Genomic DNA, 13,108 nt, shown 5'->3' with positions numbered 1-13,108 from the left:
ACGTTGCTCCTTCGATCCGAAAATTACAGTTGTCCTTCACAGCCGCAAACGTGAATGACTTTGCGTACGATATCCTTCATCGCCGCTTTGGCCGGTTTCATATAATGACGCGGATCGTTAGCGTCTGGATTTTCCTCGAAATAGTGCTTCAGGGCATCGGAGAAGGCGATTTTCAGCTCGGTGGCGACGTTGACCTTGCACACGCCCAACGAGATTGCCCGGCGGATATCGCTATCGGCCAGACCCGATGCGCCATGAAGAACCAGAGGAACCTCAACGCGATCGCGAATGGCGGCGAGGCGGTCAAAATCGAGCTTGGGTTCTGCAGCGTACATGCCGTGGGCAGTACCGATAGCGACCGCCAGCGAGTCGATACCGGTGCGGGCGACAAATTCACGCGCCTGTTCCGGGTTGGTATACAGCGCATCTTTTGCATCGACCACGAGATCATCTTCCACACCGCCCAGGCGACCAAGCTCGGCTTCGACGCTGGCATCATAACGGTGGCTCAGTTCAACCACGCTCTTGACTAACGCGACGTTTTCTTCAAAAGGTGCGTGTGAACCGTCGATCATGACCGAGCGGATACCGGCCTGTACTTTACGTGTGATATCGGCCAGATCTTCATGGTGATCGAGGTGGACCGCTAAAGGGAGATCCCAGATCTTAGCCAGATCGCGAGCGATCGCCACCACGTTACCGGTTCCTGCATAGCTATAAGTTCCCGGGGTGCCGGCAAGGATCAGCGGAGAACGCAGCTCGGCCGCCGTCTCTACCACCACCTGCATCGTTTCCAGGTTGTGGATATTAAAGGCCGGAACAGCGTATCCAAGCCGCTGAGCTTTCAACAGCATGTTTTTACTCGAGATAATGTACATTCTTGCTCCTTAACTTTCATTTTGTAAGTTTGTTTGTTGCTTATGCCTTCGTTTTGAAAGTAATGTAGCGATCGCTGCGCTTTGTTGTTGTGATCAATCGCACACTACTGTGATGTTATTTTAAAAATGAAAGTTATATGCTCTTGTTTGTTTTCTTTTTTAAAAGTATCTTAAAAAGCATGATTAAACATAACCTACTGAATTAAATAATTTTAATTCGTCATTCAATGCTTGAAGAAGGCCTGGCGTTTGACAATGCAGCGGGGAAATTTAAAAATGAAAGTTATTCTGGGAGAAAATAAGAAGGCACAACACTGTGGCAAAACCGTCTACAAGTCTGCTGAAAAGGCGCCTGGACATCGCGGAGATCGTGCGCAAAAACGGAGAGATCAAAGTTGACGATCTGGCTGAAATGCTGGCTGTATCTGGGGTAACGATCCGTAATGACCTGAACTACCTTGAACAGCAGGGCTACCTTAAGCGCTCGTTTGGCGGCGCAATTTACACTTCCCAGGCCGGGACTCCGATCGCCCTGGCTCCGGAGGCCCCGGTAGTAACGGATAAAGCCCTGGAGACCGAAATGGCTCGCCAGATCGCCGCGCAAATCGAAGATAGCGAAACGCTCTTTCTGGGGCAGGGGTCGATCTTACGCAAAGTGATCCCGTTTCTTGCTGGCTATGACGAGCTTTGTCTGCTGTTAAACGACCTGGCGCATGTGCCGCTGGCGCAGGAGTTTCTGAATGGGGAAACCGTGCTGCTCGGCGGCGTACTCGGGAGCAGCGGCAAAATAGTCGAAGGCGATCTGGCGCTGAACGCGCTGGGTCAATATCGCCCCTCACGAGCGCTGATCGCTGTCGACCACATTGCGGAAGATGGCACCTTGAGCGTCAGACAGGAAGCCAGCGCTCGCCTGCTGAGCGAAGCGGTGGCGCAAAGTGAGAGGGTGATTGCGGTCGTTGCGCATCGTCCGGTGTATGGCGATAAGCGCTACGCGATTGGCGACTTGCAGCAAATTAGCGGCATCGTGACGCCGCAGGTGGTCGCCGCGGAGTATCACGCCCGCCTTCTCGCCGCTGGCATGACTAACAGCTATACCAACAACGAGTGCCTGACATGGCTCAACCCTGCTTTGCAGAAGGCAAAGTAAAGGAGCGATGATGAATGTGACCATTTGCACCATCGGCGAACTACTGGTGGAGTTTCTGGCAAAAGAAGAGAACCAGGGTTTTTCTCGCCCGGGTGAATTTTGGGGGCCATATCCCAGCGGCGCCCCGGCAATTTTCGCCGATCAGGTGGCAAAGCTGGGGCTGGGCTCGGTGCTTTTCAGCTGTGTCGGCAACGATGCGTTTGGTGAAATGAATATCGCGCGGCTGGAAAGCGACGGCGTAAACGTTAATGGGATCGCCATACTGCAAAAGGCGACCACCGGCAGCGCTTTCGTGAGCTACCGTAGCCAGGCGCAGCGCGATTTTATTTTTAATATGCCGAACAGCGCCTGTGGTTTGCTAACCGCTGACCATATTGACGACCGTCTGCTTAACCAGTGCAATCATTTTCACATTATGGGCTCTTCGCTGTTTTCGTTTCGCATGATCGACGCGATGCGTAAAGCGATTGAAAATATTAAAGCGCGCAACGGCACGGTTTCGTTCGATCCGAATATCCGCAAAGAGATGCTCAACATCCCTGAAATGTCGCAGGCTTTTGAATATATCCTTGATTACACAGATATCTTTTTGCCCAGCGATGGCGAACTGGATTACTTTGGCCTCAACCCTGGGCGCAATGAGCAGGTGCTGGTGGATAAGCTTTTAAAACGCGGCGTTAAGCACGTGGTAATTAAACGCGGCCCGCGCGGAGCGAGCTATTACAGCGCCAGAGAAACGCATCATGCTGCCGGTTTTCATGTCCCGGTTGTCGATCCGACGGGGGCCGGCGACTGCTTTGGCGCCACCTTTGTCAGCCTTTTCCTGTCCGGCGCATCGCCGCAGGAGGCGCTGAGATGGGCCAACGCCAGCGGCTCTCTGGCGATTGCCCGGCGTGGGCCGATGGAAGGGACTTCCACGAAAGCGCAGATAGAGGGGTTTCTCAACGCGCATCAATAACAGAGGTATCCCGCCCGAAGCATCACGAGCGGGATAAGTTGCTGAGTCGATCAGGTCACCGGCGCCGGGTTAAACACCGCCAGTTGATTGTGCAGGCCCCACTGATCTGAGAAAGTCTTCTTGCGGCCGCTGGCGACATCAAGAATAAATTCAAACAGCTTCAGCCCTACCTCTTCGATGGTTTCTTCGCCGGTGGCGATGGTTCCCGCATTGATATCCATTAGGTCATACCAGCGGTTTGCCAGCTCGGTACGCGTCGCCATTTTAATCACCGGTACGGCGACCAGGCCATACGGCGTACCGCGACCGGTAGTAAAGACCTGCACCGTGATCCCGGAGGCCACCTGCTGAGTACCGCAGACGAAGTCGCTCGCCGGCGTCGCGGCGTAAATCAAACCGCGTTTGGTCGGGCGCTGCCCCGGAGAGAGCACTTCGGCAATTGCGCTCTTTCCGGATTTAGCGATAGAACCCAGCGCCTTTTCTACAACGTTGGCCAGACCGCCTTTTTTATTGCCCGGGGAGGGGTTGGCGCTGCGGTCGGTTTTACCCATATCAAGATAGTTATCGTACCAGGCCATCTCCTCCAGCAGGCGTCTGCCGACTTCTTCGTTGATGGCGCGCGGCGTCAGCAGATGAATCGCATCGCGTACTTCGGTGACTTCGGAAAACATGACGGTCGCCCCGCAGCGCACCAGCAGATCGGAGGCATAGCCCACCGCCGGGTTGGCGGTCACGCCAGAAAACGCATCGCTGCCGCCGCACTGCATACCGACCACCAGTTCGGAGGCAGGGCAGGTTTCGCGCTGGCGCTGGTTCAGCTTCTCCAGATGGCGCTCGGCGACCTGCAGAATGTCATCCACCATTGATTTAAAACCGACGTGCTTCTCATCCTGCAGGCTGACGATGCTGGCGCTATCTACGGGAATGCTTTTTACATCGTCGGTGCCTTCCAGCAGGCGCTCCGGCTGCAGTTTCTCGCAGCCAAGGCCAATCACCATCACTTCGCCGCCGAAGTTTGGATTGAGGGCCAGGTTATGAATGGTGCGGATGGGAACGACCGCTGCCGGAGCGTTAATCGCCACACCGCAGCCATAAAGATGGTTCAGACCCACGACGCCATCGACGTTGGGATACTTCGGCAGCAGATCGCGTTCGATAATTTTCACTACGTAATCGACGACTCCCGCCACGCAGTGCACGCTGGTGCTAATACCGAGCAGATTTTTGGTGCCAACGCTGCCGTCGGCGTTGCGATAGCCTTCGAAGGTATAGCCTTCCAGCGGCGGCAGCGGCGCCGGAACTTTGGTCGCCAGAGGTAAGGTGTGCAGAGGCGGCGCCTTCGGCAGTTCCACCAGCGATTCGTCAATCCAGCTGCCCTGCGGAATATCGCGTACCGCGTAGCCAATCACCTCGCCATAGCGGATGATTTCACCGTGTACAGGAATATCGACCAGCGCGACCTTGTGGCCTTGCGGGATATGCTCAACCAGCGTGAGCCCGTCAGGGAAACGCGTTCCGGCTTTTAAACCTCGATCGTTAACAATAATCGCCACGTTATCCGTTTCGTGCACTTTTATATAAAACGCCGTTGGCGATTCTTGTCTAATTTCAATGTCAGCCATTGTCCAGTATTCTCCAGCAAGGTGCGAATAATAAAATAAAACGTTTATACCCGTCATATTTCAAGCTGCATTTGCGTTGGCTTTCCTCGCTCACCCCAGTCACTTACTTTAGTAAGCGCCAGGGGATTCCCTGCGTTGCCGCCTTCATGCAACTCGAAATATTTAGGGTATATTCAATTTCTGATGCGCAGATTTGTGAAATAAAGAATGTCAGGTGTTTGAATTTGAAAATGTGATCTAAATCACCCATTGCTACGCAAGAGAACCCGCACATGGGGGAAATCGCTGGAACTGTGGTTCAGCGCCCATTGATTATTGCATTTGCACAACATTAGAGATAATTAAACGCCATTTACAGGTTGTATGCACAGTGTTTAACGGTCGCAAGCTGATTATACTGAGTCATGCTTGCAATGCGCCGGATGAGTAAATCGATACCTCCTGATATTGATTTCTGAATAATTAAGAATCACACCAAAATAAATAATGGAAGGTGTGTTGTACCTGAGGAATATGAGATGAGTCTGGATGCAACAATAGAACAGAAAAAAAGTGTGCCAACCCGCTATTTAATTCTGTTAATTATTTTTATTGTCACTGCCGTTAACTATGCCGACCGCGCGACGCTTTCGATCGCCGGTACCGAGGTGGCGAAAGAGCTGCAGCTGAGTGCGGTCTCAATGGGCTATATTTTCTCCGCTTTTGGCTGGGCCTACCTGCTAATGCAAATCCCCGGCGGCTGGCTGCTCGATAAATTTGGATCGAAAAAGGTCTACTCTTACAGCCTGTTCTTCTGGTCGCTGTTCACCTTCCTGCAAGGCTTTGTGGATATGTTTCCGCTGGCGTGGGCGGGCATCTCAATGTTTTTTATGCGCTTTATGCTGGGCTTCTCTGAAGCGCCATCTTTCCCGGCAAACGCCCGTATCGTCGCGGCGTGGTTTCCGACGAAAGAGCGCGGCACCGCATCGGCGATCTTTAACTCCGCGCAGTATTTCTCCCTGGCGCTGTTCTCGCCGCTGCTGGGCTGGCTGACCTTTGCCTGGGGTTGGGAGCATGTCTTCACCGTCATGGGCGTGATTGGCTTTGTGCTGACCGGCCTGTGGATAAAACTGATCCATAATCCCACTGACCATCCGCGCATGACGCAAGAGGAGCTGAAGTTTATCTCCGAGAATGGCGCAGTCGTTGATATGGACCATAAAAAGCCCGGCAGCGCGGCGGCCAGCGGTCCGAAGCTTCACTATATCAAGCAGCTGTTGACCAACCGCATGATGCTGGGCGTATTCTTCGGTCAATATTTTATCAATACCATTACCTGGTTCTTCCTCACCTGGTTTCCGATTTATCTGGTGCAGGAAAAGGGTATGTCGATTCTGAAAGTGGGTCTGGTCGCATCGATTCCGGCGCTGTGCGGTTTTGCCGGCGGCGTGCTGGGCGGCGTGTTCTCTGACTATCTGATTAAACGCGGTTTTTCCATCACCGTGGCGCGTAAGCTGCCGATCGTCCTCGGAATGCTGCTCGCTTCCACCATCATTCTGTGTAACTACACCAATAATACCGCGCTGGTGGTCACCCTGATGGCGCTGGCATTCTTCGGTAAAGGGTTTGGCGCGCTGGGCTGGCCGGTGATTTCCGATACTGCGCCGAAAGAGATTGTTGGCCTGTGCGGCGGCGTATTTAACGTATTTGGTAACGTTGCTTCCATCGTAACCCCGCTGGTTATCGGTTACCTGGTGAGCGAACTGCACTCATTCAACGCAGCGCTGGTCTTTGTTGGATGTTCCGCCCTGATGGCGATGGTTTGCTATCTGTTTGTGGTCGGCGACATCAAACGTATGGAACTGCAGAAATAATTAACGGTTAAGTGACAAGGTATAAGTGATGAATAACGATATCTTCCCGAATAAATTTAAGGCGGCCCTGGCGGCGCATCAGGTTCAGATTGGCTGCTGGTCCGCGCTGGCGAGCCCAATTAGCACCGAAGTTTTAGGCCTGGCCGGTTTCGACTGGCTGGTACTGGACGGCGAACATGCGCCGAACGATATCTCTACCTTTATCCCGCAGCTGATGGCGCTGAAAGGCAGCAACAGCGCGCCGGTCGTTCGCGTACCGACCAACGAACCGGTGATCATTAAACGCCTGCTGGATATCGGTTTTTATAACTTTCTGATCCCGTTTGTAGAAACGGAAGAGCAGGCGATTAACGCCGTTGCCTCAACCCGCTATCCGCCTGAAGGCATTCGCGGCGTATCCGTCTCGCACCGCGCTAATATGTTTGGCACCGTGCCGGATTACTTCGCGCAGTCGAACAAAAATATCACCATTCTCGTGCAAATCGAGAGCCAGCAGGGCGTGGATAACGTTGATGCGATAGCCGCCACGCCTGGCGTGGACGGTATATTTGTCGGCCCAAGCGATTTGGCTGCTGCGCTGGGTCATCTGGGCAATGCTTCCCATCCGGAAGTTCAAAAAGCAATCCAGCACATTTTTGCCAGCGCGAAGAAGCACGGTAAGCCGAGCGGTATTCTGGCGCCGGTTGAAGCCGACGCGCGCCGCTATCTGGAATGGGGCGCGACCTTTGTCGCCGTCGGCAGCGACCTGGGCGTTTTCCGTTCTGCCACGCAGAAGCTGGCTGACTCCTTTAAGAAATAACCACCACCGAAACTAGAGAGATAAAGACATGACAATGAAAGTTGGTTTTATTGGCCTCGGTATCATGGGTAAACCAATGAGTAAAAACCTCCTCAAGGCGGGTTACTCGTTGGTGGTTGCTGATCGTAATCCGGAAGCGATTGCCGAAGTGATTGCCGCAGGCGCAGAAACCGCCGCATCAGCGAAAGCGATTGCCGAGCAGTGCGATGTGATCATCACCATGCTGCCGAACTCCCCGCACGTGAAAGAGGTCGCGCTGGGCGAAGGCGGGATCATTGAAGGCGCGAAGCCGGGCACCGTTTTGATTGATATGAGCTCCATCGCGCCGCTGGCGAGCCGCGAAATCAGCGAAGCGCTGAAAGCGAAGGGCGTCGATATGCTGGATGCCCCGGTCAGCGGCGGCGAACCGAAGGCTATCGACGGTACGCTGTCGGTGATGGTGGGCGGTGATAAAGCGATTTTCGATAAATATTACGATCTGCTGAAAGCGATGGCGGGATCCGTGGTACACACCGGCGAGATCGGCGCGGGCAACGTCACCAAGCTGGCCAACCAGGTGATTGTGGCGCTGAACATTGCGGCGATGTCCGAAGCGCTGACGCTGGCGACTAAAGCGGGCGTGAACCCGGATCTGGTTTATCAGGCCATCCGCGGCGGGCTGGCCGGGAGCACCGTGCTGGATGCCAAAGCGCCTATGGTGATGGATCGTAACTTTAAGCCGGGCTTCCGTATCGATCTGCATATTAAAGATCTGGCAAATGCGCTGGATACTTCTCACGGCGTGGGCGCTCAGCTGCCGCTGACCGCCGCAGTAATGGAGATGATGCAGGCGCTGCGCGCTGATGGTCTGGGTACCGCCGACCATAGCGCACTTGCATGCTACTACGAAAAACTGGCGAAAGTGGAAGTCACTCGCTAACAAGAAGGGCGCGGATGCGCGCCCTGTAATTCTTGCCTTGCGCGGCACTGTCAGGCTACATAACTATGAAAATCGTAATCGCCCCAGACTCTTATAAAGAAAGCCTCTCGGCCACCGAGGTTGCTCAGGCTATAGAAAAAGGTTTTCGGGAAATTTTCCCCGATGCGCTCTACGTGAAGGTTCCTCTCGCTGATGGCGGAGAAGGTACCGTTGAGGCGATGATTGCCGCGACGCAGGGAACCGAGATGAGCGCCTGCGTGACGGGGCCGCTGGGTCTCCCGGTTGATGCCTGCTGGGGGCTTTCCGGTGACGGCAAAACCGCGTTTATCGAAATGGCTGCGGCCAGCGGGCTGGGGCTCGTGCCGCCCGTACAGCGTAACCCGCTATTGACGACATCGCGCGGTACCGGCGAGCTGATTCTGCAGGCGCTGGATCACGGGGCGAAAAATATCATCATTGGCATTGGCGGCAGCGCCACCAACGATGGCGGCGCAGGAATGGTGCAGGCGCTGGGCGCGCGGCTTTGCGATGCCAACGGCGCGGAGATTGGCAACGGCGGCGGTAGTCTGTGTAGCCTCAATTCGATAGATATCTCCGGTCTTGATGCCCGACTGCATGATTGCGCTATTCGGGTCGCCTGCGATGTCACCAATCCGCTGATCGGCGATAGCGGCGCGTCAAGAATTTTTGGCCCGCAGAAAGGGGCTACCGAAGCGATGATCCGCGAGCTGGACAGCAATCTGGCGCACTACGCCGATATTATTAAGGCCGATCTGCATGTCGATGTGAAGCAGGTTGCCGGTGCGGGCGCGGCGGGCGGTATGGGGGCAGCGCTGATGGCGTTTCTGAAGGCTGAATTACGCAGCGGGATTGAAATCGTGACCCAGGCGCTGAACCTGGAAGAGCATATCCTTGATTGTTCGCTGGTGGTGACCGGCGAAGGTCGGCTGGATAGCCAGAGTATTAACGGTAAAGTGCCGGTTGGCGTGGCAAGCGTGGCGAAAAAGTATCATAAGCCGGTGATTGGCATCGCCGGCAGTCTGACCCGGGACGTCGGTGTGGTTCACCAGTATGGGATTGATGCGGTGTTTAGCGTGCTGACCAGCGTAACGACGCTCGAAGAGGCGTTTCGCGGCGCGGCGGACAATATTTATCATGCGTCGCGTAATATTGCGGCGACATTGCAGGTTGGGATGGCGACGGAAGGATGACAACCGTCGGTAAACCCTCTATACTTCGCGCCGAAGCTGACCAGACAGTCGCCGCTTCGTCGTCGTCCTCTTCGGGGGAGACGGGCGGAGGGGAGGAAAGTCCGGGCTCCATAGGGCAGGGTGCCAGGTAACGCCTGGGGGGCGCAAGCCCACGACCAGTGCAACAGAGAGCAAACCGCCGATGGCCCACGCAAGTGGGATCAGGTAAGGGTGAAAGGGTGCGGTAAGAGCGCACCGCGCGTCTGGTAACAGTTCGCGGCACGGTAAACTCCACCCGGAGCAAGGCCAAATAGGGGTTCACAAGGTACGGCCCGTACTGAACCCGGGTAGGCTGCTTGAGCCAGTGAGCGATTGCTGGCCTAGATGAATGACTGTCCACGACAGAACCCGGCTTAACGGTCAGCTTCAACTTTTCAGCAAAACCCCTGCCAGCAATGGCGGGGGTTTTTGCTTCTGGCTTCGGGTTGAAACACGGGCAGATGAATGACTGTCCACGACGCTATACCCGAAAGAAAGCGGCTTAACGGCCAGCTTCCTCATTCAAAGAAAACCCTCGTCAGCAATGGCGGGGGTTTTTGCTTCTGGCTTCGGGTTGAAGCAAAGGCAGATGAATGCCTGTCCACGACGCTATACCCGAAAGAAAACGGCTTAACGGTCAGCTTCCTCATTCAAAGAAAACCCTCGTCAGAAATGGCGGGGGTTTTTGCTTCTGGCTTCGGGTTTGAACAAAGAAAGCGGGCAGTATGTGGGAAACCGGGCTGCCATCAACCGCATCATGACTCATACGGCCATGCATTCTCCTCGCCTGGTTTTATATATTTTAAATAAATGAATTGAATTATAGCATTCGTATTTATTATATATCACTGATTTAACTACATTTATACGTACTATTTCTTACATTTCGTCATTAGCTTCTGAAAAATAATAGACCGCCACATCGACGATAATTAATCAGGATACAACAATGAAATTAATGACCCGCATTGCATTAACAGCCGCTCTCGCCACTGGGTTCTCCATGGCGGCTCAGGCTGCGGATGTTAAGGCTGCACCCGCTCCGGCGCAGGACCCGATTGTCCAGCACTTAAAACTGACTAACGATCAGATAACGAAAATTAAAAGCCTGCATCAGCAGCTGGAAAAAAACGTTCAGCAGATTTCCCAGAAAGATATTAAAGACGGCGTGTTGTTTGAGGTTATTGATTCTGGAAAATGGAACGAAAAGGCGGTCAAAGAGCAGCTGGCGGCATTTAGCCAGGTAGAGCAGCAGGCTCGCTATTATCGCGTGAAGTACTATTTTGATGTGAACCAGGTGCTGACGCCAGAACAGCGTAAGCAGGTACAAAAAGACTTAGCTCAGGAGCTGAGTGAGTAAATCCATCGGCCCCGCGCCCGGGGCCGATATTTGCATCAGGCGACGCTCTCTTCTTCCTGGAGCCGTATCTCCGCTTCCGCGACGATCGCCTCCAGCTCGCTTAACATCTCTTCATAGCCAAAACTCATCGTAGTGACGGTTTCCGATTGCGGCTGTTGCGCCGATAGCGCCACTTTTTTTGTTTTCTTCTTGCCCACTGACATACTCCCTTACTGCCGTTGTTACACTGGTAAATCTATCAGCAAAGCGCGCAGCGGCGTATCAGCAACGAGGGTAATGTTAGCTTCGTCACGAATAAAAGCGCCATCGCCGCAGGTCAGAGCCTGCTTCTCTTCTTCCTGCACCCGCGCATGCACCGTACCGTGAATCGACTGCAGGTAGGCGCGGGGGCCGTGAAGCTGCACGTTAAGCTGCTCGCCTTTCGCCAGGTCGATATGGTGGATCCATACCTGCTGGCGCAGCTGGAGGCTATGCTGGCTGCCGTCCGGCGAAGCCAGCAGCTGCTGCGATCCGGCGGCGATAGCGATTTTTTGCACCAGCGGGTTTTCGTGCTGTGGACAGGCATCCAGCCACAGCTGCATTCGCGTCAGCGAGCGATCTTTACTCAGGTTATGCTCGCTGTAGCTTACGCCAGGCTGAGTTGATATCAGCAGCGCTTCGCCGGCTTTTGCCTGAATATGGTTGCCATCGCTGTCGCGGTATTCCGCTTCACCTTCCAGAATCAGGTTCAGAATGTCGACTTTCGGGTAGGTCCGCGGCTGAAACGACGCGCCGGGCGCCAGAACTTCCTGATTGAGCACGCGCAACGATGCGTAGCCCAGCAATTTGGGGTCGAAGTAGTGGCCAAAGGAAAAGGTGTAGCGGGCCTGCAGCCAGCCGAAGTCTGCTTGACCGCACTGTTTGGCTGTTCGGGTTGTAATCATCTTCTTGACCTCTCTTTACACTAAATCAATGGTAAAGGTATGGACGCTGTATTGTTAGCCAGATATTCTGCCCGGTATATTCAAATTTCCTGAATGAGACTGCGATGGCTAAAGAGAGAGCATTAACGCTGGAAGCATTGCGCGTTATGGATGCAATTGACCGACGCGGAAGCTTTGCGGCGGCGGCCGATGAGCTGGGTCGGGTGCCTTCAGCGCTGAGCTATACCATGCAAAAGCTGGAAGAGGAGCTGGACGTCGTGCTGTTTGACCGTTCAGGTCATCGAACAAAATTCACTAACGTGGGCCGAATGTTGCTGGAGCGCGGGCGCGTACTGCTGGAGGCGGCCGATAAGCTGACGACGGATGCCGAAGCGCTATCGCGCGGTTGGGAAACGCACCTCACTATCGTCACCGAGGCGCTGGTGCCCACCACCGACCTTTTTCCTTTAATTGAAAAGCTGGCGACCAAATCGAATACTCAACTGTCGATTATTACCGAAGTACTGGCCGGGGCATGGGAACGCCTTGAGCAGGGGCGGGCGGATATTGTCGTTGCGCCGGATATGCATTTTCGCTCCTCTTCGGAAATCAACTCCCGCAAGCTCTATTCGGTGATGAGCGTCTATGTTGCCGCGCCGGATCACCCTATTCACCAGGAGCCGGAGCCGCTTTCTGAAGTTACGCGCGTTAAGTACCGCGGCGTGGCGGTCGCGGATACCGCCCGCGAGCGCCCGGTGTTGACCGTGCAGCTGCTCGATAAACAGCCGCGCTTAACCGTGAGCACCATCGAAGATAAGCGTCAGGCGCTGCTGGCAGGATTGGGCGTTGCGACGATGCCGTATCCGCTTGTAGAGCAGGATATTGCCGAAGGGCGTCTGCGGGTGGTCAGTCCGGAATACAGCAACGAGATCGACATTATCATGGCCTGGCGTCGCGACAGCATGGGTGAGGCGAAGTCATGGTGTCTGCGGGAAATCCCGAAGCTGTTTATGGGAAGATAAAACAAAATGCGCCCCTTTTTTGTCGAGGGGCGCATCGTTAGTAAGAAGTCGGTTTAGGATCCGGCCCGAAGCGATTATTTCCTGGGGTGCCGTTCTGGCAATTGAAGACCAGGATCACCAGCCAGCCGATAACGGGAATCAGCAGCAATAACAGCCACCATGCCGAGCGGTCGGTATCGTGCAATCGACGGAACTGCACGGCCCACCACGGTAAGAATATCAGCACGCCATAGATAGTGGTCAGAATCCCTTCTCCTCCGGCGCGCTGCCATCCCAGCATCTTATCAATGATGCTGAGTACGCCGGTGAGGATGATGTTGACCAGAATAAACATCCAGTACTCTTTGCGCCGGGCGCGGCCGCCAAATCCAATGTAGTTTTTTAATACTTTAAGATACCAGTCCATTTCTACGCCTCTG

The 13,108-nt window shown here is 54.4% G+C and carries 14 protein-coding genes and 1 other RNA gene; 10 read left to right on the top strand and 5 right to left on the bottom strand.

The window, feature by feature from the left end; genetic code table 11:
* Nucleotides 1-23: 23 nt before the first annotated feature.
* Nucleotides 24-878, bottom strand: a complete 855-nt coding sequence (locus ABLV11_RS19415) for a tagatose bisphosphate family class II aldolase (protein WP_004106011.1) — start codon at nucleotides 876-878, stop codon at nucleotides 24-26.
* Nucleotides 879-1,230: 352 nt separating this feature from the next.
* On the opposite strand from ABLV11_RS19415, the gene ABLV11_RS19410 reads away from it, so the two are divergent.
* Nucleotides 1,231-2,025: a DeoR/GlpR family DNA-binding transcription regulator gene (locus tag ABLV11_RS19410; protein ID WP_163524817.1), complete on the top strand. Its 795-nt coding sequence runs from the start codon at nucleotides 1,231-1,233 to the stop codon at nucleotides 2,023-2,025.
* A gap of 10 nt (nucleotides 2,026-2,035) precedes the next feature.
* On the top strand, nucleotides 2,036-2,983 hold the full coding sequence (locus tag ABLV11_RS19405) for a sugar kinase (protein WP_016809844.1): 948 nt from the start codon (nucleotides 2,036-2,038) through the stop codon (nucleotides 2,981-2,983).
* 50 nt (nucleotides 2,984-3,033) lie between these two features.
* On the opposite strand, the gene garD is transcribed toward ABLV11_RS19405, so the two are convergent.
* Nucleotides 3,034-4,605, bottom strand: a complete 1,572-nt coding sequence (gene garD / locus ABLV11_RS19400; RefSeq protein WP_004106006.1) for a galactarate dehydratase — start codon at nucleotides 4,603-4,605, stop codon at nucleotides 3,034-3,036.
* A gap of 518 nt (nucleotides 4,606-5,123) precedes the next feature.
* Here garD and garP point away from each other — a divergent pair.
* From garP to ABLV11_RS19365, 7 genes are all read left to right on the top strand, one after another.
* Nucleotides 5,124-6,458, top strand: coding sequence for a galactarate/glucarate/glycerate transporter GarP (garP, locus tag ABLV11_RS19395; RefSeq protein ID WP_004106004.1), 1,335 nt, complete (start codon nucleotides 5,124-5,126; stop codon nucleotides 6,456-6,458).
* A 28-nt stretch (nucleotides 6,459-6,486) separates the two neighbouring features.
* A complete protein-coding gene (gene garL, locus ABLV11_RS19390; protein ID WP_004115747.1) occupies nucleotides 6,487-7,257 on the top strand; it encodes a 2-dehydro-3-deoxyglucarate aldolase in 771 nt (256 codons plus the stop codon).
* 28 nt (nucleotides 7,258-7,285) lie between these two features.
* Nucleotides 7,286-8,176, top strand: a complete 891-nt coding sequence (gene garR, locus ABLV11_RS19385; protein WP_004105999.1) for a 2-hydroxy-3-oxopropionate reductase — start codon at nucleotides 7,286-7,288, stop codon at nucleotides 8,174-8,176.
* A gap of 65 nt (nucleotides 8,177-8,241) precedes the next feature.
* Nucleotides 8,242-9,387, top strand: a complete 1,146-nt coding sequence (gene garK / locus ABLV11_RS19380) for a glycerate 2-kinase (RefSeq protein ID WP_004105997.1) — start codon at nucleotides 8,242-8,244, stop codon at nucleotides 9,385-9,387.
* Between the two features lie 32 nt (nucleotides 9,388-9,419).
* Nucleotides 9,420-9,798, top strand: an RNA gene (gene rnpB / locus ABLV11_RS19375) — RNase P RNA component class A.
* 72 nt (nucleotides 9,799-9,870) lie between these two features.
* Nucleotides 9,871-10,215, top strand: coding sequence for a hypothetical protein (locus tag ABLV11_RS19370; protein ID WP_224250530.1), 345 nt, complete (start codon nucleotides 9,871-9,873; stop codon nucleotides 10,213-10,215).
* A gap of 139 nt (nucleotides 10,216-10,354) precedes the next feature.
* On the top strand, nucleotides 10,355-10,765 hold the full coding sequence (locus ABLV11_RS19365) for a Spy/CpxP family protein refolding chaperone (protein ID WP_023330073.1): 411 nt from the start codon (nucleotides 10,355-10,357) through the stop codon (nucleotides 10,763-10,765).
* A 35-nt stretch (nucleotides 10,766-10,800) separates the two neighbouring features.
* Here the strand turns inward: ABLV11_RS19365 and ABLV11_RS19360 are convergent, their stop codons facing one another.
* Together ABLV11_RS19360 and ABLV11_RS19355 are read right to left on the bottom strand one after the other, a co-directional pair.
* The gene (locus ABLV11_RS19360; protein ID WP_004105990.1) at nucleotides 10,801-10,962 is read right to left on the bottom strand and encodes a hypothetical protein; all 162 of its coding nucleotides are present in this window, start codon (nucleotides 10,960-10,962) and stop codon (nucleotides 10,801-10,803) included.
* A gap of 24 nt (nucleotides 10,963-10,986) precedes the next feature.
* Nucleotides 10,987-11,688 (bottom strand): pirin family protein, encoded by a 702-nt coding sequence (locus ABLV11_RS19355; RefSeq protein WP_004115739.1) that lies wholly within the window; start codon nucleotides 11,686-11,688, stop codon nucleotides 10,987-10,989.
* A 104-nt stretch (nucleotides 11,689-11,792) separates the two neighbouring features.
* Between ABLV11_RS19355 and ABLV11_RS19350 the strand changes: the two genes are divergently transcribed.
* Nucleotides 11,793-12,689, top strand: coding sequence for a LysR family transcriptional regulator (locus ABLV11_RS19350; protein ID WP_004105985.1), 897 nt, complete (start codon nucleotides 11,793-11,795; stop codon nucleotides 12,687-12,689).
* A 37-nt stretch (nucleotides 12,690-12,726) separates the two neighbouring features.
* Here ABLV11_RS19350 and ABLV11_RS19345 read toward each other — a convergent pair whose 3' ends face one another.
* Nucleotides 12,727-13,095, bottom strand: coding sequence for a DUF805 domain-containing protein (locus tag ABLV11_RS19345; RefSeq protein WP_004105984.1), 369 nt, complete (start codon nucleotides 13,093-13,095; stop codon nucleotides 12,727-12,729).
* Between the last annotated feature and the right edge of the window lie 13 nt (nucleotides 13,096-13,108).

Source organism: Klebsiella sp. GW_Kp181 (assembly GCF_040062315.1).
Lineage (GTDB): Bacteria > Pseudomonadota > Gammaproteobacteria > Enterobacterales > Enterobacteriaceae > Klebsiella > Klebsiella oxytoca.
Note: the sequence above shows the minus strand (reverse complement) of the source record. Positions and strands in the feature narration are given on the sequence as shown.

What these genes read in the sequence shown, in the direction of transcription:
- ABLV11_RS19415 (WP_004106011.1), bottom strand. Translation starts at nt 878, where the DNA reads ATGTACATTATCTCGAGTAAAAACATGCTGTTGAAAGCTCAGCGGCTT.
- ABLV11_RS19405 (WP_016809844.1), top strand. Translation starts at nt 2,036, where the DNA reads ATGAATGTGACCATTTGCACCATCGGCGAACTACTGGTGGAGTTTCTG.
- garD (WP_004106006.1), bottom strand. Translation starts at nt 4,605, where the DNA reads ATGGCTGACATTGAAATTAGACAAGAATCGCCAACGGCGTTTTATATA.
- garP (WP_004106004.1), top strand. Translation starts at nt 5,124, where the DNA reads ATGAGTCTGGATGCAACAATAGAACAGAAAAAAAGTGTGCCAACCCGC.
- garL (WP_004115747.1), top strand. Translation starts at nt 6,487, where the DNA reads ATGAATAACGATATCTTCCCGAATAAATTTAAGGCGGCCCTGGCGGCG.
- garR (WP_004105999.1), top strand. Translation starts at nt 7,286, where the DNA reads ATGACAATGAAAGTTGGTTTTATTGGCCTCGGTATCATGGGTAAACCA.
- garK (WP_004105997.1), top strand. Translation starts at nt 8,242, where the DNA reads ATGAAAATCGTAATCGCCCCAGACTCTTATAAAGAAAGCCTCTCGGCC.
- ABLV11_RS19370 (WP_224250530.1), top strand. Translation starts at nt 9,871, where the DNA reads ATGACTGTCCACGACGCTATACCCGAAAGAAAGCGGCTTAACGGCCAG.
- ABLV11_RS19365 (WP_023330073.1), top strand. Translation starts at nt 10,355, where the DNA reads ATGAAATTAATGACCCGCATTGCATTAACAGCCGCTCTCGCCACTGGG.
- ABLV11_RS19355 (WP_004115739.1), bottom strand. Translation starts at nt 11,688, where the DNA reads ATGATTACAACCCGAACAGCCAAACAGTGCGGTCAAGCAGACTTCGGC.
- ABLV11_RS19350 (WP_004105985.1), top strand. Translation starts at nt 11,793, where the DNA reads ATGGCTAAAGAGAGAGCATTAACGCTGGAAGCATTGCGCGTTATGGAT.
- ABLV11_RS19345 (WP_004105984.1), bottom strand. Translation starts at nt 13,095, where the DNA reads ATGGACTGGTATCTTAAAGTATTAAAAAACTACATTGGATTTGGCGGC.